Source organism: Mesorhizobium sp. LCM 4576, from assembly GCF_001854815.1.
Taxonomy (GTDB): Bacteria; Pseudomonadota; Alphaproteobacteria; order Rhizobiales; family Rhizobiaceae; genus Mesorhizobium; species Mesorhizobium plurifarium.
The window spans coordinates 47,985-65,487 of the sequence record NZ_MDDT01000039.1; the positions used below are offsets into that span (position 1 = coordinate 47,985).

Genomic DNA, 17,503 nt, shown 5'->3' on the forward strand with positions numbered 1-17,503 from the left:
CAGCCTTCCCAGCGATTTTCCTGCCCATGACCGCCGCTTCGCCCTGGTGGACGCCTGATATACATGCCGACCGCCGGCCCCGGCTGATGGCGCGCAACGCCACTGCCGCCGCGCTTCGCGGCTGGTTCGCTGAGCGCGATTTCGTCGAGGTGACGACCTCGGCGCTGCAGGTCTCGCCGGGCAACGAGGCGCATCTCGCCGCCTTTGCCACCGAGGCGATCGGACCCGACGCGTCGCGTCGGCCGCTCTATCTCCACACCTCGCCTGAATTCGCCTGCAAGAAGTTGCTTGCCGCCGGCGAGGAGCGCATCTTCAGCCTCGGCCCGGTCTGGCGCAACCGCGAGCGCGGGCCGCTGCATCACCCTGAGTTCACCATGCTCGAATGGTATCGCGTCGGCGAAACTTACGAGCGCTTGATGGACGACTGCGCCGAGTTTCTGGCGCTCGCCGCGGAAAAGGCCGGCGCCAAAAGCTTCCGTTTTCGCGGCCGCGAGGCCGATCCGTTTGCTGAGCCGGAGCGGCTGAGCGTGGCGGAGGCTTTTACGCGCCATGCCGGCATCGACCTGCTCGCGACCGTTTCAGTCGACGGCGGCACCGACCGCGACGCGCTTCACGCCGCGCTGGTCGCAGCCGGCCTGCGCACCGCGCCCGACGACAATTGGGCCGACCTGTTCAGCCGGGTGATGGTGGAAAAGGTCGAGCCGCAACTGGGGCAGGGCCGGGCCACCATCCTCTACGGCTATCCGATCTCCGAGGCGGCGCTCGCCCGCCCGAGCGCCGAGGACCCGCGCGTCGCCGAGCGTTTCGAGCTCTATTGCTGCGGCGTCGAGCTCGCCAATGCCTTCGGCGAGCTCACCGACGCCGCCGAGCAGCGCCGCCGCTTTGCCGCCGAGATGGACGAGAAAGAGCGCGTCTATGGCGAGCGCTATCCGCTGGACGAGGATTTTCTCGCGGCTTTGGCCCTCATGCCGCAGGCAAGCGGCTCGGCGCTGGGCTTCGATCGGCTGGTGATGCTGGCGACGGGGGCAACGAGGATCGATGACGTAATCTGGGCGCCGGTGGCCGAGTAGCGCTCCCTTCTTGCCGCTGCGGCAAAGCATCCGCCACGAACCACGGCGATTGCCTTGAGATTGCCGCATCCACCATTGCACAAGCGTCGGTGGAACAATAGATGGTGCCCGTGGCATCCATGATGGTGCGTCAGCATCCATACGCAGGGTTCGCTCTGATGGACTGCTTGAACAAACAGGAACAACCGCATGACCGATAAGCTCGACGCAGCGAAATTGACCGATCGCGTCGCGGCGCTCGTCGAGGCGGCCAAGCGCGCCGGCGCCGACGGGGCCGACGCGGTGGCGGTGCGCGGCCGCTCGGCCGGCGTGTCGGTGCGGTTGGGCAAGGTCGAAAGCACCGAATCGTCRGAGAGCCAGGACGTCTCGCTGCGCGTCTTCGTCGGCCAGCGTGTGGCGAGCGTCTCGGCGACCGCCGCTTCCGATCCGAAGGCGCTCGCCGAGCGCGCGGTGGCGATGGCCAAGGTCTCGCCCGAGGATCCGTTCCAGGGCCTTGCTGACCCCGCGCTGCTTGCCCGCAATTTGCGCGATCTCGACCTTTTCGACCCGACAGAGGTGTCTGCAGACCAGCTGAAGGAGGCGGCCCTTGCCGCCGAAGCGGCTGCATTGGCGGTCAAGGGCGTCACCAATTCCTCGGGCAGCAGCGCCGGCGCCGGCCTGGGCGGCCTGGTTCTCGCCACCTCGCACGGCTTTGTGGGCCAATATGTCGCCTCGCGCTTCTCGCGCTCGACCAGCGTCATCGCGGGTGAGGGAACCGCCATGGAGCGCGACTATGAATTCTCCTCGCGCCAGCATTTCGCCGATCTCGACACGCCGGAAGACATCGGCCGCAAGGCCGGCGAACGCGCGGTGCGTCGTCTCGGAGCCCGCAAGGCTGCGACCGGCCCGGTCGACGTGGTGTTCGATCCGCGCGTGGCGCGCGGCATAGCCGGCCATCTCGCCGGCGCCATAAACGGCGCGGCGGTCGCCCGTAGGACCAGCTTCCTGCGCGACATGATGGGCAGAGAGGTGGCTTCGGCCGCAATCACCGTCACCGACGAGCCTTTGCGGCGGCGCGGCCAGGCCTCGCGCCCCTTCGACGGCGAAGGCGTCGAGGGCGACAAGCTGCTGATGGTCGAGAAGGGCGTCTTGAACCACTGGTTCCTGTCGACCTCGGCCGCGCGCGAGCTCGGCCTCGTCACCAATGGACGCGGCTCGCGCAGYGGCTCGTCGGTCTCGCCGTCCTCGACCAACCTTGCCATCGAGCCCGGCGAGCGTTCGCCGGAAGACTTGATCGCCTCGTTGAAGCGCGGCTTCTATGTCACCGAGGTGTTCGGTCAGGGCGTCGACATGGTGACCGGCGAATACAGCCGCGGCGCCTCCGGCTTCTGGATCGAGAACGGCGCGCTGGCCTATCCGGTGGCCGAGGTGACGATCGCCTCGAACCTGAAGACCATGTTCCTCAACATGGTGCCGGCGAACGACCTCGACCGCAATTTCGGCACGGCGGCGCCGACGATCCTGATCGAGGGGATGACCCTTGCCGGTGCCTGACCAACTGACCTCGAGCGAGGCCCGCGACGACCTCGCTCTGCTGCGCGATGCCGCTCGCGAAGCCGGCCTCATCGCCATGCGCTATTTCGGCAACAACCMGCAGGTGTGGATGAAGGGCGGCACCTCGYCGGTCAGCGAGGCCGACCATGCCGCGGACGCCTATCTGCGCGAGACCTTGCTCAGGGCGCGTCCGGATTACGGCTGGTTGTCGGAAGAGACCGCCGATGACCATGCCAGGCTGTCGGCGCGCCGCACCTTCGTCGTCGACCCGATCGACGGCACGCGCGGTTTTCTCGATGGTTTGCATTCCTGGTGCGTCAGCGTCGCCGTGGTCGAGGAGGGGCRCTCGCTCGCCGGCGTCCTCGAATGCCCGGCCAAGGGCGAGACCTATTGGGCRCTGCCGGGCGAGGGCGCCTATCTCAACGACAAGCGCATCCATGTGCGCCCGCTGGGCGAAAGCGTCGATATCGGCGGACCCAAGCCGCTGGTCGATCTGATGCCGCAAGCCTGGCAGGACAGGCTGCGGCRGACCGCCTACATTCCTTCGCTCGCCTATCGGCTGGCGATGATCGCCGCCGGCAAGCTCGATGCGACCTTCGTCAAGCCGAACGCACATGACTGGGACATCGCCGCCGCCGATCTCATCCTCACCGAGGCTGGCGGCGCATTGCTCGACCGCGTCGGCAACCCGCCGCGCTACGCCGGCGAGGTGATCAATCACGGCGCGCTCGCCGCCGGCAGCGGTGAACTGCTCGGCGTGCTCGCCAGGGTCATCGCGGAGATTGACCAAGGGTGAGTCGACCCGCAGTTCCAAAATCGGCCGCTTTGGGCTAAACGTTTCACTAAATTCATCAATCTGCGAAGGATCGGCATGGCCGCGGAAGACGGAAAGAAACAGCTGTTGCACCTCGTGTTTGGCGGCGAGTTGAAAAAGCTGGGTGGAACCGAGTTTCGTGACCTGGACGCGCTCGACATCGTCGGAATCTACCCCGACTATCAATCGGCGCACGCCGCTTGGAAGGCGAAGGCGCAGGCCAGTGTCGACAATGCCCATATGCGTTATTTCGTTGTTCATCTGCACCGTTTGCTCGATCCAGAATCGAAGGCCGGCGGTTGACGTCGATGGAGCATGAAGCGGTGAAAGGGGCGACCAGGCGGCGCGCCGCCAGGCGCGGCGGAACGCGCACGCTATGGCGGCGCATCCGCGAGCCTTTGGCGCAGTCGACTTTCGTCAAGAACTTCATCGCCAGCCYTTTCGCCTGGTTCCTGCGGCTGATTCGGCTCACCAGCCCGCTGGTCGAGGGCTCGACCCAGGTTGCCGGCGGGGCCTATGCGCATCTCGAACCCGGCATCATCGCCCTCTGGCACGGTCAGCATCTTCTGACCCCTGCCTATTATCCCAAGGGCCGCAAGCTGGTCGCCATGGTCTCGCGCAGCGCCGATGCCGAGCTTCAGGCGCAGATGCTCGAGAAATTCGGCATCGAGGCGGTGCGCGGTTCCGGCGGCCGCAACAGTTCGAGGCATCTCGACAAAGGCGGCGCCAAGGCCTTGATCGCGCTCAAGAAGTCGCTCGTCGCGGGCAAGAACGTCGCCATGATCGCCGACATTCCGAACGGCACGCCGCGCGATGCCGGGCTTGGCATCGTTCTTCTGGCAAAGCTTTCCGGCCGGCCGATCCTGCCCTCGGCCATCGCCACCAGCCGCCGTAAGGTGCTGGAGAAGAGCTGGGACAAGACCACCATCAACCTGCCTTTCGGCCGCTCGGCGGTCATCGTAGGCTCGCCTGTCTTCGTGCCGGCCGATGCCGACGACGCCGAGATGGAGCGCAAGCGCCAGGAGGTAACCTCCTCGCTGAACGCTGCGACCGCCGAGGCCTATCGCCTCGTGGATGGCGGCAAATGAGCGAGCGTTGGGCGCGTGCGGCCCTGACCGCCTACCGCTACGCGGGGGCGGCCGCCTATCCGCTGATCGGACCCTATGTCGCCTGGCGCGCCTCGCGCGGCAAGGAGGATCGCGTCCGTCGGCGCGAGCGCTACGGCGTCGCCGGYCGACCGCGGCCGGAAGGGCCGGTGATCTGGATCCATGCTGCAAGCGTCGGCGAGACGATCGCAGTGRTGCCGCTGGTCGAAAGCATCCTCGACTATGGCGTCAACATCGTTCTGACCACCGGCACGGTGACTTCGGCCAAGGTCGYCGAAGAGCGCCTCGGCAGCCGCATCATCCACCAATATGTACCGCTCGACCTCAARCCCGCGGTTAGCCGTTTCCTCGATCACTGGCGGCCGGAACTGGCAATCATCGCCGAATCGGAGATCTGGCCGATGACCATCCTGGAGCTTGGCGCCCGCAACGTGCCGCAGGTTCTGGTCAACGGCCGGCTGTCGGACCGCTCCTTCATGTCCTGGAAGAAGCGTTCTAGCGTCGCCGAGGCGCTGTTCGAAAACCTTGCCCATGTCATCGCCCAATCGGATGTCGACGGCGAGCGGTTCCGCGCGCTCGGCGCCCGGCCGGTCACCGTATCCGGCAAYCTCAAGGTCGACACCAACCCGCCGCCGGCCGACGAGCGGGCCTTGGCCACCTTGCAGCGCCAGGTCGGCGAGCGCCCGACCTGGGCGRCGATCTCGACCCATGACGGAGAGGAGGTCGTGGCCGCCGAGGTCCATGCCAGCCTGCACAGGCGCCATCATGGGCTCCTGACCATCATCGTGCCGCGCCACCCCGACCGCGCCGATGCGCTTGCCGCGCAGATTTCCGGCATGGGCCTTTCGGTGGCAAGGCGTAGCAAGGGCGACCGCATCTCGGCCGATACCGATATCCTTCTGGGCGACACGATCGGCGAAATGGGCCTTTACCTGAGGTTGACCGAGATCGCTTTCGTCGGCCGCTCGCTGACCTCGGAAGGCGGCCAGAACCCGCTCGAGCCGGCGATGCTCGAAACCGCCGTGCTGGCCGGCCGCAACGTGCAGAACTTCCGCGAGGCCTATCAGCGCCTGCTCGACAGCGGCGGCGCCAAGCTGGTGCGCGACCGCGATATGCTGACCGGAGCCGTCAATTTCCTTTTGACCAACGAGGCGGCGCGCCACGAAATGATGGCGGCGGGTGCTGCCACCGTCGACGAGATGCGCGGCGCGCTCGCTCGCACGCTGAAATCGCTGGAGCCCTATATCCAGCCGCTGGTCGTCAAGGCGCGCCTGAAAGGCGCAAACGGGCGCTAGGTCATGATCCCAAAAGTCGGATCCGATTTTTGGAAAGGACCATGCGCGAAATCCAGTTGCGCGGTACCCACGCGATGACCAGCGAAGCGCCGCCCTTCTGGTGGGAAAGGCCGGACTGGCGCGTGCTTGCGCTGTCTCCGGCCTCGGCGGTCTATGGGCTGGTCGCCGGCCGCCGCATGCGCCATGCTCCGCGCGAGAAGGTCGCAGCACCCGTGCTGTGCGTCGGCAATTTCACCGTCGGCGGCAGCGGCAAGACGCCGGTCGCCATCGCTTTGGCCAAGCAGGCCAGGCGCATGCAGCTTACGCCAGGCTTCCTGTCGCGCGGCCATGGTGGTTCGTTCGCCAGGCCGCATGTTGTCGATGCGCATCACGACGCCGCCAAGCATGTCGGCGACGAGCCGCTGTTGCTCGCCGAACATGCGCCTGTCGCGGTGACGGCGAACCGCGCCGCCGGCGCGAAGCTGCTTATCGAGCAACATGGCTGCGATTTCCTGATCATGGATGACGGGTTCCAGTCGGCGCGCATCCATATCGACTATGYGCTGGTGGTGGTCGACGCCCGCTTCGGCATCGGCAACGGTCGTGTCATCCCGGGCGGGCCGCTCCGCGCCAAGGTCGTCGACCAACTGGTGTTCACCAGCGGCTTGCTGAAGATGGGCGAGGGGGCCGCTGCCGACGGCGTCGTGCGCCAGGCGGCGCGCGCCGGGCGGCCGATCTTCCTGGCGCATGTCGAGCCGGCTGACCCCTCGCGCTTTGCGGGCGGCCGCTTCCTTGCCTTCGCCGGCATCGGCCATCCAGAGAAATTCTTCGACACGGTGCGCGGCGCGGGCGGCGAAGTCGCGCTGTCGCGTGCCTTTCCGGATCATCATGTCTACGCCCAGGACGAGCTTGCCGACCTCTTGACGCTTGCCCGGCAGGAGGGGCTGCGCCTCGTCACCACGGCAAAGGACGCCGCGYGGCTGCGTCATGGCGACACGCCTGCCGGTTTCCTCGATCGACTGGACGTGCTCGACATCGAGGCCGTGTTCGAGCTCGATCATGTGCCCGAACGCATCGTCGACGAGACGCTCGACGCCTGGCGCCAGCGCAAGATGCGGGGCTGAGCTTCGGATACGCCTGCCAAAAAGTGTGAGGCGGTCCCGCTCCCCGAGGCGGTCGCGCCTATCCCGCGCGCCGCATCGCTTTCAGGATCGCCTCGTCGCGCTCGACATTGAGCTTGCTTTCGAAATCGAAATGCCAATCCCTGTCGCGCGGCGCGGACGTCGAGGCGTCGCCGCGCCGGATTTTCTGGTCGAGGTCGGCGAGCGATCGTGACCAATAGTGATTGATCCTCAATATATCGAGCTTGGGAGGCATGCCGGGGACGATGATCCGTCGATGGGTATCCATCGCTTCGCCGGACAGGAATTTCGACAGATGGACGCCCGGCTTGTAGACCATGCGCGGGTTGACGATTGTCTTGGCTGTCGTGATGTCGGGTCCAGCTCGCATCGTGTAAGCTTCGACCAGCGGACCGTCAGGCCTTTCGACATGGCCGGAGGAGCCGTAAAAGGCCTGCCAGACACAGACGCCCGGCAGGTCGCGATAAGCATCAAGGACGGAGCGCACGTCACGCCCATCGGGCGCGAACAGAAACTCGTCGATATCGAACAGCCCGATCCACAGTGCTTCACGCCAGTGCCTGCGGATACAGTCCTTATAGGCCGACAACTGCCCCACCGGCCGGGGCCAATCGACCAGCGTGACCARCCCTTGCTGGATGAACGGCTCCAACACGGTCGTGAAGTCGTCGGTCGAGAAATTGTTGTAGAGATAGAAATGCTCAAATCCCACGCTCTGGTGGAATCTGATCCATTCGGCGAGGAAAGGCGCTTCCTCGCGGAAGATGGCGCAGGCCGTCAGGTTGAATCGTGGGGCTTTAGACACTGCCCGCTCGCGCCAACTCGCACGCATGGTTAGCGGCATGCGGACAAAGGCCTTGAGAGATTTCCTGAAGTTTTTCAATGCGGTACCCTAAGCGCTGACAAGCTTGATTGCCACGGCGCATGGGCTCGCATGGCCTATCCCCGCTTGCGCAATTCCGGGTGCATCTCGATCTCGCGGGCAAGCGAGACCGCCGCGTTCACATAGGGCTCCTGCCGGGCGACGCTCCAATATTTGAGCTCGTCGAGGGGAATGTTCTCGCCCGTTACCGCGCAGCGCACGAATGAGCCGGGACTGGTGACCTGGAAGTCGCCGTCGAGATAGCGGATCCGGGCTTCCCTGCCGCCCGGGCCTTCGAAACGGTTCATCATGAAAGGACGCTTGCGTTCATCGGGGTTTCAATCGCCACAAATCGCAAGCAACGTCAAGCTTGACGCAATGCTCATCCGGTATGGCTGAGCTGCGAAATGGTTTCCGGAAGCCGGTATGGACATCACCTCGACCCGCTTGAACGCCCTGATCGGTGAAGCGCTCACCCCGCAGCCGGTGCCGTCGCCCAAGGCCGATCCGGCGGTGGCGGCCTTGATCAAGACGCTGGTCCAGCCGCAGGCGCCCTCGACGGGGCAGGCGGCGCAAATCGCGGCCCAGTCGCTGCAAAGCGCGCAGCCGCGCCCTGCCGCCCTGGCATCGCAACGCCTGTCGTCCTCCGAGGCCGAGGATGCTTACCGGGCTATCATGGAGCCCGATGCCGCCGCCGACGATGCGCCGGCTAGACCCCCGACGGGCAGGGCGGCGACGGATACCGATCAGGCTCGGCGCGGCTTTGCCTCACAACAGGCAGCGGTCGTCGACAATACGCCAAGGCCTGCGGTTGCGCCGGCATTGTCCACATTTTCGCCGGCCGTCGCTTCCGCCGCGATGCTGGTCGCGGCCAACGCCAATGCGCCGCAGCCGCGCGGTGCCGCTGTCCGTCCGGCCGGCCATGCGCCGCGCTCCGATTCCGTCGCGGTATCGCTCTGGACGATATCGGTCGTCACGGCCATCGTCTCGGCCGTGACCGCGACGATCATGGTTCTGTTGCTCCGCTGATCGCGTTTAGACGTCGTCCTGAAGGAAAGCTTCGAGCTTTTCCGGAGCAAGCCCAGCCTGTTCGGCAATGCGCCTGGCAAGGTCCGCCGCGGCCGCGCGCGGCCGGCCGACCGGGCGGTCCATCCAATAGGACACCGGATTGAGCGCAACGCGCTCATCGACGCCGACGATACGCCCGGATTGAAGCTGGTCTGCGGTCAGCGGCGGGCGCGCCAGCGCGACACCCAACCCGTGCGCCGCCGCGTCCAACACCAGATTATAGTCCTCGAAACGCCTGTCCTGCGGACGAGGACGGTAATCGACGTCTTGCGCGGCGAACCACGCGCGCCATGCGGACGCGTCGGAATCGTTGATCAGCGGGAACTTCAGCAGCCGGGCAGGATCGCCACGCCCGATCTCCTTGGCGAGCTCCGGCGAGGCGATGGGAAAAACCTGCTCCTCAAAAAGCTGCACCGAGACCCGGYCGGGGATGCGGCCGCGTCCGCAGCGCACCGAAAGATCGATGCCTTCRTCGGCGAGATCGGCCTGGCGGTTGTCGACGTCGAGCACGATGCGCAGCTTGGTCGGGCTGTTCTCGAGCGTTGCCATGCGCGGCATCAGCCAAAGCCCGCTGACCGACGGGATCGAGGCCAGCCGCACCACGGCGGTGCCGCGCGGCTCGACCCAGCGGTCGGAGTTGAACGAGATCAGCGCGAAGGCCTCGGCGGTCCGCAAATGCAGGCGGTTGCCCTCGATCGTCAGCGTGACGCCGCGCGCGTTGCGCTCGAACACTTTCAAGCCAAGCCAGTCCTCCAGCTTGGCGATCTGGCGGCTCACCGCGCCATGCGTGAGGTTGAGTTTTTCGGCCGCCGCCGAAAAGCTCCCCGTCCGCGCCGCCGCGTCGAAGGCGCGCAGGGTCTCGAGYGGCAGTATCTGGTCCGAGCTGTGATCCATGCTCACAGCTGACCCTCGAATTGGTCGTTTGTCAATCGGCCGGCAATAGCGTTTTCTGCCTCCATGACACGGAAAGACGAGGCTACGGCAATGAGCGCTTACACCGGCACATTGAATGGGACACAGCGCATGGACACCACCGCTGCGATCGCGGTGACGTTGACGGTGATCGGCTGGGCCTCGGCTTTCCCGGCGATCCGCGCCGGCCTTGCCGCCTTCCAGCCGCTGGAACTCGGCGCGCTGCGCTTTGCCATCGCGGCGGTCCCGGCCGCCATATTTCTCGCCGTGAAGCGTCCGGCGCTRCCCAGGATCGACGAGCTGTGGCGCTTTGCCTTCGGCGGCGCCATCTTCGTCGCGCTCTACACCGCCATGCTCAACTTCGGCGAGCTCACCGTCTCGGCGGGCGCGGCCGGCTTCATCATCAACGTCAGCCCGATCTTCACGGCCATCATGGCGATGGCCCTGCTCGGCGAGCGCTTTTCAGGTGTAGCCTGGCTGGGCACCGTCATTTCCTTCACCGGCATCGGCATCATCGCGGTGGCCGACGGGCACGGCCTGCATTTCAATGCCGGTGCGCTGCTGGTGCTGGGCTCGGCACTTTGTTCCGCCGTCAACACCATCGTGCAGAAGCCGCTCTTTGCCCGCCATCATCCGCTGACGATATCCGCTTCCAACATGGTGCTCGGCGCGCTCTGCCTGTCGCCCTTCCTGCCGGAAGCGTTTTCCCAGGCGGCGGTCGCCGACACCGCCGGTCTCGGTGCAGTCATCTATCTCGGCATCGTGCCTTCGTTGATCGCCTATGCCGCCTGGGCGACCGCGCTGTCGCGCCTGCCCGCCGCGCGCGCCTCGAACTTCCTCTACCTCGTCTCGCCGACCTCCGCACTGATCGGCTTCTTCTGGCTGGGCGAAGTGCCGTCGCTGCTCGGCATCCTCGGCGGCGCGCTGGCGCTGGGTGGCGTGATCGTGGTGAATTTGAAGCGGTAGATCAGGGGGTTGGGGCCAGGTCCTGGCTCAAGAAAAGAGCCGCTTCGAGCGGCTCTTTTCTTGCCCCCACCCCGCTGCTTCGCAGCGACCCTCCCCACAAGGGGGAGGGTTAAGGCGCGGCGCTCTACCTCCCCCTTGTGGGGAGGTCGGACCGAAGGTCCGGGTGGGGGGCTGCGCCCTATGTGGTTTCTCACCTTCGCCCGAACAACCTCTCAATATCGGCCAGCTTGAGCTCGATATAGGTCGGCCGGCCGTGGTTGCAGGTGCCGGACCCGGGCGTCGCTTCCATCTGGCGCAGCAGCGCGTTCATCTCCTCGGCCTTGAGCAGCCGGCCCGAGCGCACCGAGCCGTGRCAGGCCATGGTCGCCGCGATCTTGTCCAGCCGTTCTTTAAGTGTCTCGACCGTGTCGTTGTCGGCGATCTCGTCGGYAAGGTCGCGCACCAGCTGCTGCACATTGGTTTCGCCGAGCATCGAGGGCGTCTCGCGCACCGCCACCGCRCCAGGGCCGAAGCGTTCGAGGCCGAGGCCGAATTTGGCGAGCGTCTGCGAATGCATCGCCAGCCGCTCGGCATCTTCTTCCGGCAGGTCGACGATCTCGGGCAGCAAGAGCATCTGCGACGGCACCGCGCGCGAATGCAGCGCATTCTTCAGTGCTTCGTAGACCAGCCGCTCATGCGCGGCATGCTGGTCGACGATGACGAGCGAATCCCGCGTCTGCGCGACGATGTAATTCTCATGCACCTGCGCGCGCGCCGCGCCCAGCACCATGCCGAGAAGCGCCTCGGCCGGCTCGGCCATGCCGGCCCGCGCGTCGGCGCTGGCGAGCGGCCCGGTATCGAAGGCAGCCTGCTCGTTTTCGGCAAAACCATTGATTCGAGGTCTTGCCTCCCCGTAACCCATGTCGAGCGGTCGCTGCGCCGAGCGCAACGCATCGAAGCCGCCGGAGCCGGAAGCGTGATAGGCGGCCTCGTAGCTGCGGTGGCCGCCGGCCGGCCCCGGATGCGAATACGGCGCCGCCCCCGGCCGGAACRCCGCCATCATGCCGGCGGCGCCCGTCGTCGCCGCGCGGATACCCGCTCCGGYCAGCGCCTCGCGGATGGCGCCGACGATCAGCCCGCRCACCAGGCCCGGATCGCGGAAGCGCACATCGGCCTTGGCGGGATGGACGTTGACGTCGACAGTCGAGGGATCGAGCGACAGGAAGAGCACCGTCACCGCATGGCGGTCGCGCGGCAAAACGTCGGCGAAGGCGCCGCGGATCGCGCCGGCGATCAGCTTGTCGCGCACCGGCCGTCCATTGACATAGGCATATTGCTGCAGCGCGTTGGCGCGCGTGTAGGACGGGATCGAGACGTGGCCGGCAAGATGCACGCCGTCGCGCATGGCGTCGATGGCGATGGCATTGTCCGGGAAATCCTTGCCCATCACCTGCGCGACGCGGGCGAGCCGGCCTTCCGGCGTGTCGCTGGTTGCCGGCAGCTCCAGTGTCGAGCGGTCGGCGCCGGCAAGCGTGAACCGTACAGCGGGAAAAGCGATTGCGATGCGCTTCACCACGTCGCTGGTGGCCGAGCTTTCGGCGCGCTCGCCCTTCATGAATTTGAGCCTCGCCGGCGTGGCGAAGAAAAGGTCGCGCACCTCGACCGTGGTGCCGCGGTTCGCCGCCGCCGGCTTCACCGGTAAGACGCGGCCGCCATCGATGCCGATCTCGGCCGCGCTGTCGCCGCTTGCGGTGCGCGAGCGGATCGACAGCCGCGCGACGGAACCGATCGAGGGCAGCGCCTCGCCGCGGAAGCCCAGCGAGCGGATATCGTGGATGTCGTCGGAGAGCTTGGACGTGCAGTGCCGCGCGACCGCCAGCGCCAGTTCCTGTTCGGGGATGCCCGACCCGTCATCGGTGACGCGGATGAGATTCAGCCCGCCACCGGCCGTGACGACCTCCACGCGCGAGGCGCCGGCATCAAGCGCATTCTCGACCAACTCCTTCACCACGCTCGCCGGACGCTCGATGACCTCGCCGGCGGCGATCTGGTTGATCATCGTTTCGGAAAGCTGGCGGATGGGCATAGGTGATTATAGGCGGATTCGAACGGCGTGGGGGAGGGGGAGGATGAGGCTGGCAACAGTTAATGCCGCGATCCTTCGCGCCCCCTCTGTCCTGCCGGACATCTCCCCCACGAGGGGGGAGATTGGCAGCTTCGCCGGTGGYGCTTCCCTTGCAACGTTGGAGATTGGCGAAGGCCAGCGCGAAATCCGATCTCCCCCCTCGTGGGGGAGATGGCCGGCAGGCCAGAGGGGGCGCTGTCCCGCCAGCGCTGCCTGCATCGCAGAGCCAGCGAAACCTAAGCCTGCGCCACCAGCCAGTCCCTCACCCTGCGCGCGTTGTCGCTGRGGTCGCGGTTCTTCGGCCAGATGACATGAAACCCGATGCCGGTCCTCATCACATGGTCGGTCACCGGCACCAGCAGGCCTGATGCCACCAGGCGCTCGACCAGATGCCGCCATCCGAGCGAGATGCCTTGTCCCTCCATCACCGCCTGTATCACCAGCGCATAGTCGTTGATGCGCAGGCCGCGCTCGGCATTGCGCAGGCTGGTCCCGGCGGACGCGAACCATTCGTCCCAGTTCGGCGCCTCGCGATAGGGCTCCTCGAGATGGATCAGCCGGTGCGTCGCCAGTTCCTCGACCGTCTTCGGCATGCCGAATTTGGCGAGATAGCTCGGCCCCGCGACCGGGAAGATCTCTTCCTCGGAGAGCGACAGCGAGTGGTAGTCCGGCCAGTCGCGCGRCACGCCGCCGCGCACGCCGAGCGGAATCCCCTCGGCGATGATGTCGAGGTCGCGGTCGGCGGTCTGGATGCGTAGATCGATGCCCGGCAGTTCGTCCCGGAACTGCTGCAGGCGCGGCATCATCCAGAACGATCCAAAGGCGGTTGAGGCTGCCAAGGTCACATGCCCGCCGGTCGCCTGCAGGCGAAGGTCCTCCGCCGATTTGCGGATGTGGGACAGGCCGAGCGAGACGTCGGCATGGAAACGCTCGCCGGCTTCGGTCAGAAGCACCTGGCGGTGGCGTCRCTGGAACAGCTTGGCGCCGAGCTGCTCCTCCAGCCCGCGCACGGCATAGGAAACGGCGGCCTGCGTCATGCCAAGCTCGCGACCGGCGGCGGTGAAGCTCGACAGACGGCCCGCGGCCTCGAAGACGATGAGGCTGCCGGCCGAGGGCAGGAGGTGGCGCAGGCTTCGCATAAGGTGAGCTTATACAGAAGATCAGGATTTTCCAGCGTCACAGCCATATTTTCCCTCGCTAACGTGAGTGGCGGGAAGAAGGAGCCTCCATGAACGCACCGGCCGTTGAATTGACTGAACAGACCCACCGCCGCGGCGGCGGCCGCCTCGGGCGCAAGGCGCTGCGCAGTGCCCCGATCGCTTCCTTTCCGACGCTGGTGCGCAAGATCCCGGTCTACGAGATCGTGCCCGACGAGGCGGTGGAGCTGATCCACGAGGAATCGCTCAAGATCCTCGAGGAGGTGGGGTGCGAATTCCGCGATGACGGGGCRATCGCGCTATGGAAAGCGGCGGGCGCCGACGTCCGGGAAACGCGCGTCCGCATCGACCGCGCGTTGCTGATGGAACTCGTCTCGAAGGTTCCGCCCGAATTCACGCTGAACGCCCGTAATCCCGAGCGCACCGTGCGCGTCGGCGGCAAGAACTCGATCTTCGTGCCGATGTATGGCGCGCCCTACGTCCGCGATCTCGACAACAAGCGGCGCTACGGCACGCTGGCCGACCTGAACAATTTCCATAAGCTCGCCTACATGGCGCCGGCGCTGCATTCCTCGAGCTCGGTCATCTGCGAGCCGATGGAAATCGCCGTGYCGAAGCGGCATCTGCACATCATCCACTCGGCGCTGAAACATTCCGACAAGCCGTTCATGGGCATCGTGACGTCGAAGGAGCGTGCCGAGGACACGATGGCGATGGCCGGTATCGTCTTCGGCGAGGAGTTCGTGCGCGACAATCCGGTGCTGGTGGCGATCACCAACTGCAATTCGCCGCTGGTGTGGGACGCCACCATGATCGACGCCATGCGGGTCTATGCGAGCCATAATCAGCCGCTGATCCTGGCGCCTTTCGCGCTCTGCGGCGCCTCGACGTCGGCTTCCGCCGTCGGCGCGGTGGCGCAGGTCAACGCCGAGGCGCTTGCGGGCGTGGCTTTGACCCAGCTCATCCGGCCCGGCTCGCCGCAGCTCTACGGCCAGTTCATGGTCACCGTCGACATGAAGACCGGCGCGCCGATGGGCGGCACGCCGGAAGCGGCCCAGATGATGTATCTGATGGGCGCGCTGGCGAGGAAATATAAGCTGCCGTGGCGCACCTCCGGCTTCCATGTCGGCTCCAAGCTCAACGACGCRCAGGCCGGCTACGAGGCGAACATGCTGATGCATGCCGCGATCCTTTCCGGCGCCAACTACATCTGGCATGTCGCCGGCTGGCTCGAAGCGGGGCTGACCTGYGGCTATTCGAAATTCGCGACCGACTGCGAGCAGCTGGTCGGCTGGTACAAATATGCCGGCGGCGTGTCCTTCGACGATTTCAAGGACGCGATGGCGGCGATCCGCGAGGTCGGTCCGCAAGGGCATTTCCTCGGCACGCAGCATACGCTCGAGCATTTCGAGAGCGCCTTCTTCATGCCCAACATCATGGACTTCAATTCCTTCGAACAGTGGAGCGCCGAGGGCGCGAAGGACCACGACACGCGCGGYCTCGAGAAGGCGCGCAATATGCTCGCCGACTACCAGGAGCCGAAGCTCGACGAGGGCATTGCCGAAGGTCTCAGGGATTTGATCGCGCGGCGTGAGGAAAAGCTGCCGGACAGCGTTAGTTGATGGATAGCAGCGTCGGAGCATGATCCCGAAAAGTGGGAACCGGTTTTCGGGATCATGCTCCGACAAAGAGTTAGACCAACCGGGCGAAGACCTGAAGAAACCAATGGGAGAAAGAGAATGACACTGTTCAGAAGCAATGGCGACCGGGTCCCGGCCGCGATCGAAGCGATGGCCGAGGAGGCGCGCGCGGGCCGGGTAGACCGGCGCGAATTCCTGGCGCTGGCGAGCGCCTTCGGCGCATCRACGGCTTTCGCCTATGGCATGCTCGGCCTTGCCGCGCCGACCAAGGCGCTGGCCGACGAGCCGAAGAAGGGCGGCACGCTGCATGTCGCGATGTCGGTCAAGGCGCAGAAGGACCCGCGCACCTATGACTGGACGGAGATGGCGAATGTCACCCGCACATGGTTGGAGCCGCTGGTGCGCTACACGCACCAGTTCACCTTCGAGCCGGTGCTGCTCGAAAGCTGGGACGTCAATGACGACGCCACCGAATACACGCTGCATCTGCGCAAGGGCGTCACCTGGAACAATGGCGATGCCTTCAACGCCGATGACGTGGTCGCCAACCTCAACCGCTGGTGCGAGAAGGGGGCTTCCGGCAACTCGATGGCCGCCCGCGTCGGCGCGCTGATCGACACCAAGACCGGCAAGGCCAAGGACGGGGCGATCACCAAGGTCGACGACCATACGGTCAAGCTGAAGCTCAACGAACCCGACATCGCCATCATCCCCGGCTTCACCGACTATCCGGCGCTGGTCGTGCATCGCGACTTCGACAAGGACGGCGCCGATCCGATCAAGAAGCCGATCGGCACCGGTGCATTCGAGCTGGTGTCCTATGCGGTCGGGTCGAAAGCGGTCGTCAAACGTCGCGAGAATGGCAAATGGTGGGGCGGCGAAGCGCCGCTCGACGGGGTGGAGTTCATCGACTACGGCACGGACTTCAACGCCACGTTGAATGCCTTCGATTCCGGCGAGATCGATCTCGATTTCGAAACACCGGCCGATTTCATCGACCCGCTCGACAAGATGGATCTGGTGAAATCCGAGGTCGCGACGGCGACCACGCTCGTTRCCCGCACCAACGTCACCCACAAGCCCTATGACGACAAGCGGGTGCGCAACGCGCTGCAGATGGCGGTCGACAACAACCAGGTGATGCAGCTCGGCTATAACGGCCGCGGCACGGTCGGCGAGAACCACCACGTCGCCCCGATCCATCCCGAATACTACCCGCTGCCCAAGAAGGAGCGCGATGCCGCCGGCGCCAAGAAGCTGATGGCGGAAGCAGGCCAGGCCGACTTCGAGCATGAGCTGATCACGGTCGAGGACGAGTGGCAGAAGAATACCGGCGACGCCATCGCCGGCCAGTTGCGCGACGCCGGCATCAAGGTGAAGCGCACGGTGCTACCAGGCTCGACCTTCTGGAACGACTGGACGAAATATCCCTATTCCATGACCATCTGGTACATGCGCCCGCTGGGCGTGCAGGTGCTGGCGCTCGGCTACCGCACCGGCGAGGCCTGGAACGAGACGGCCTACTCCAATCCGGAGTTCGACGCCAAGCTCAAGGAGGCGCTGTCGCAGATCGACGTCGCCAAGCGCAAGGAGGTGATGAAGGATGTCGAGGCGATCCTGCAGGACTCCGGCGTCATCATTCAGCCTTTCTGGCAGAAGCTCTATTGCCACATGAACAAGAAGGTGAAGAACTACTCGATGCACCAGACCTATGAAATGGACTTCCAGAACGTCTGGCTGGATGCCTGAGCGCGCCCGGGCTTCATGAGCCGCAAAGACTTCATGAGCCGCAAAAAAGGCGATATGCAGGATGCGTGGTGGCGAGCTTGCCGCCACGCACCGAACCCCGGAGATC

16 protein-coding genes are annotated in these 17,503 nt (G+C 65.7%); 11 read left to right on the forward strand and 5 right to left on the reverse strand.

The window, feature by feature from the left end; translation table 11 throughout:
* Positions 1 to 26 precede the first annotated feature (26 nt).
* The 7 genes from epmA to lpxK all read left to right on the forward strand — a co-directional run bounded on the left by epmA (position 27) and on the right by lpxK (position 6,921).
* On the forward strand, positions 27 to 1,070 hold the full coding sequence (gene epmA / locus LCM4576_RS21615; RefSeq protein WP_071034545.1) for an EF-P lysine aminoacylase EpmA: 1,044 nt from the start codon (positions 27 to 29) through the stop codon (positions 1,068 to 1,070).
* A 189-nt stretch (positions 1,071 to 1,259) separates the two neighbouring features.
* The gene (locus tag LCM4576_RS21620) at positions 1,260 to 2,603 is read left to right on the forward strand and encodes a TldD/PmbA family protein (RefSeq protein ID WP_071034547.1); all 1,344 of its coding nucleotides are present in this window, start codon (positions 1,260 to 1,262) and stop codon (positions 2,601 to 2,603) included.
* On the forward strand, positions 2,590 to 3,399 hold the full coding sequence (locus tag LCM4576_RS21625) for a 3'(2'),5'-bisphosphate nucleotidase CysQ (protein WP_071034549.1): 810 nt from the start codon (positions 2,590 to 2,592) through the stop codon (positions 3,397 to 3,399). Before LCM4576_RS21620 ends, LCM4576_RS21625 begins: the two co-directional genes overlap by 14 nt.
* Positions 3,400 to 3,474: 75 nt before the next feature.
* On the forward strand, positions 3,475 to 3,720 hold the full coding sequence (locus LCM4576_RS21630) for a DUF4170 domain-containing protein (RefSeq protein ID WP_071034551.1): 246 nt from the start codon (positions 3,475 to 3,477) through the stop codon (positions 3,718 to 3,720).
* 5 nt (positions 3,721 to 3,725) lie between these two features.
* Positions 3,726 to 4,505 (forward strand): lysophospholipid acyltransferase family protein, encoded by a 780-nt coding sequence (locus LCM4576_RS21635; protein ID WP_071034552.1) that lies wholly within the window; start codon positions 3,726 to 3,728, stop codon positions 4,503 to 4,505.
* The gene (gene waaA, locus LCM4576_RS21640; RefSeq protein WP_071034554.1) at positions 4,502 to 5,818 is read left to right on the forward strand and encodes a lipid IV(A) 3-deoxy-D-manno-octulosonic acid transferase; all 1,317 of its coding nucleotides are present in this window, start codon (positions 4,502 to 4,504) and stop codon (positions 5,816 to 5,818) included. The genes LCM4576_RS21635 and waaA overlap by 4 nt, the downstream gene beginning before the upstream one ends.
* Positions 5,819 to 5,892: 74 nt before the next feature.
* Complete coding sequence (lpxK, locus tag LCM4576_RS21645; RefSeq protein WP_071034556.1) at positions 5,893 to 6,921, forward strand: tetraacyldisaccharide 4'-kinase; 1,029 nt, start codon at positions 5,893 to 5,895, stop codon at positions 6,919 to 6,921.
* A 58-nt stretch (positions 6,922 to 6,979) separates the two neighbouring features.
* Here lpxK and LCM4576_RS21650 read toward each other — a convergent pair whose 3' ends face one another.
* A complete protein-coding gene (locus LCM4576_RS21650; RefSeq protein WP_157900524.1) occupies positions 6,980 to 7,744 on the reverse strand; it encodes a glycosyltransferase family 92 protein in 765 nt (254 codons plus the stop codon).
* 134 nt (positions 7,745 to 7,878) lie between these two features.
* Positions 7,879 to 8,112, reverse strand: a complete 234-nt coding sequence (locus LCM4576_RS21655) for a DUF2093 domain-containing protein (RefSeq protein ID WP_040986608.1) — start codon at positions 8,110 to 8,112, stop codon at positions 7,879 to 7,881.
* Positions 8,113 to 8,227: 115 nt separating this feature from the next.
* Between LCM4576_RS21655 and LCM4576_RS36565 the strand changes: the two genes are divergently transcribed.
* Positions 8,228 to 8,830 (forward strand): hypothetical protein, encoded by a 603-nt coding sequence (locus LCM4576_RS36565; RefSeq protein ID WP_071034558.1) that lies wholly within the window; start codon positions 8,228 to 8,230, stop codon positions 8,828 to 8,830.
* A gap of 6 nt (positions 8,831 to 8,836) precedes the next feature.
* Here the strand turns inward: LCM4576_RS36565 and LCM4576_RS21665 are convergent, their stop codons facing one another.
* Positions 8,837 to 9,763: a LysR family transcriptional regulator gene (locus LCM4576_RS21665; RefSeq protein WP_071034560.1), complete on the reverse strand. Its 927-nt coding sequence runs from the start codon at positions 9,761 to 9,763 to the stop codon at positions 8,837 to 8,839.
* 90 nt (positions 9,764 to 9,853) lie between these two features.
* Between LCM4576_RS21665 and LCM4576_RS21670 the strand changes: the two genes are divergently transcribed.
* On the forward strand, positions 9,854 to 10,747 hold the full coding sequence (locus LCM4576_RS21670; RefSeq protein WP_071034562.1) for a DMT family transporter: 894 nt from the start codon (positions 9,854 to 9,856) through the stop codon (positions 10,745 to 10,747).
* 190 nt (positions 10,748 to 10,937) lie between these two features.
* Here LCM4576_RS21670 and mutL read toward each other — a convergent pair whose 3' ends face one another.
* Positions 10,938 to 12,812 (reverse strand): DNA mismatch repair endonuclease MutL, encoded by a 1,875-nt coding sequence (gene mutL, locus LCM4576_RS21675; RefSeq protein ID WP_071034564.1) that lies wholly within the window; start codon positions 12,810 to 12,812, stop codon positions 10,938 to 10,940.
* Positions 12,813 to 13,087: 275 nt separating this feature from the next.
* The gene (locus LCM4576_RS21680) at positions 13,088 to 13,990 is read right to left on the reverse strand and encodes a LysR substrate-binding domain-containing protein (protein ID WP_071034566.1); all 903 of its coding nucleotides are present in this window, start codon (positions 13,988 to 13,990) and stop codon (positions 13,088 to 13,090) included.
* Positions 13,991 to 14,079: 89 nt separating this feature from the next.
* On the opposite strand from LCM4576_RS21680, the gene LCM4576_RS21685 reads away from it, so the two are divergent.
* Positions 14,080 to 15,630: a trimethylamine methyltransferase family protein gene (locus LCM4576_RS21685; protein ID WP_071034568.1), complete on the forward strand. Its 1,551-nt coding sequence runs from the start codon at positions 14,080 to 14,082 to the stop codon at positions 15,628 to 15,630.
* A 117-nt stretch (positions 15,631 to 15,747) separates the two neighbouring features.
* Positions 15,748 to 17,397 (forward strand): ABC transporter substrate-binding protein, encoded by a 1,650-nt coding sequence (locus tag LCM4576_RS21690; RefSeq protein ID WP_071034570.1) that lies wholly within the window; start codon positions 15,748 to 15,750, stop codon positions 17,395 to 17,397.
* Positions 17,398 to 17,503: the final 106 nt, after the last annotated feature.

Bases quoted from the DNA above. Each gene is read 5' to 3' on its own strand.
- LCM4576_RS36565 (WP_071034558.1), top strand. From the start codon at position 8,228: ATGGACATCACCTCGACCCGCTTGAACGCCCTGATCGGTGAAGCGCTC.
- LCM4576_RS21630 (WP_071034551.1), top strand. From the start codon at position 3,475: ATGGCCGCGGAAGACGGAAAGAAACAGCTGTTGCACCTCGTGTTTGGC.
- LCM4576_RS21655 (WP_040986608.1), bottom strand. From the start codon at position 8,112: ATGATGAACCGTTTCGAAGGCCCGGGCGGCAGGGAAGCCCGGATCCGC.
- epmA (WP_071034545.1), top strand. From the start codon at position 27: ATGACCGCCGCTTCGCCCTGGTGGACGCCTGATATACATGCCGACCGC.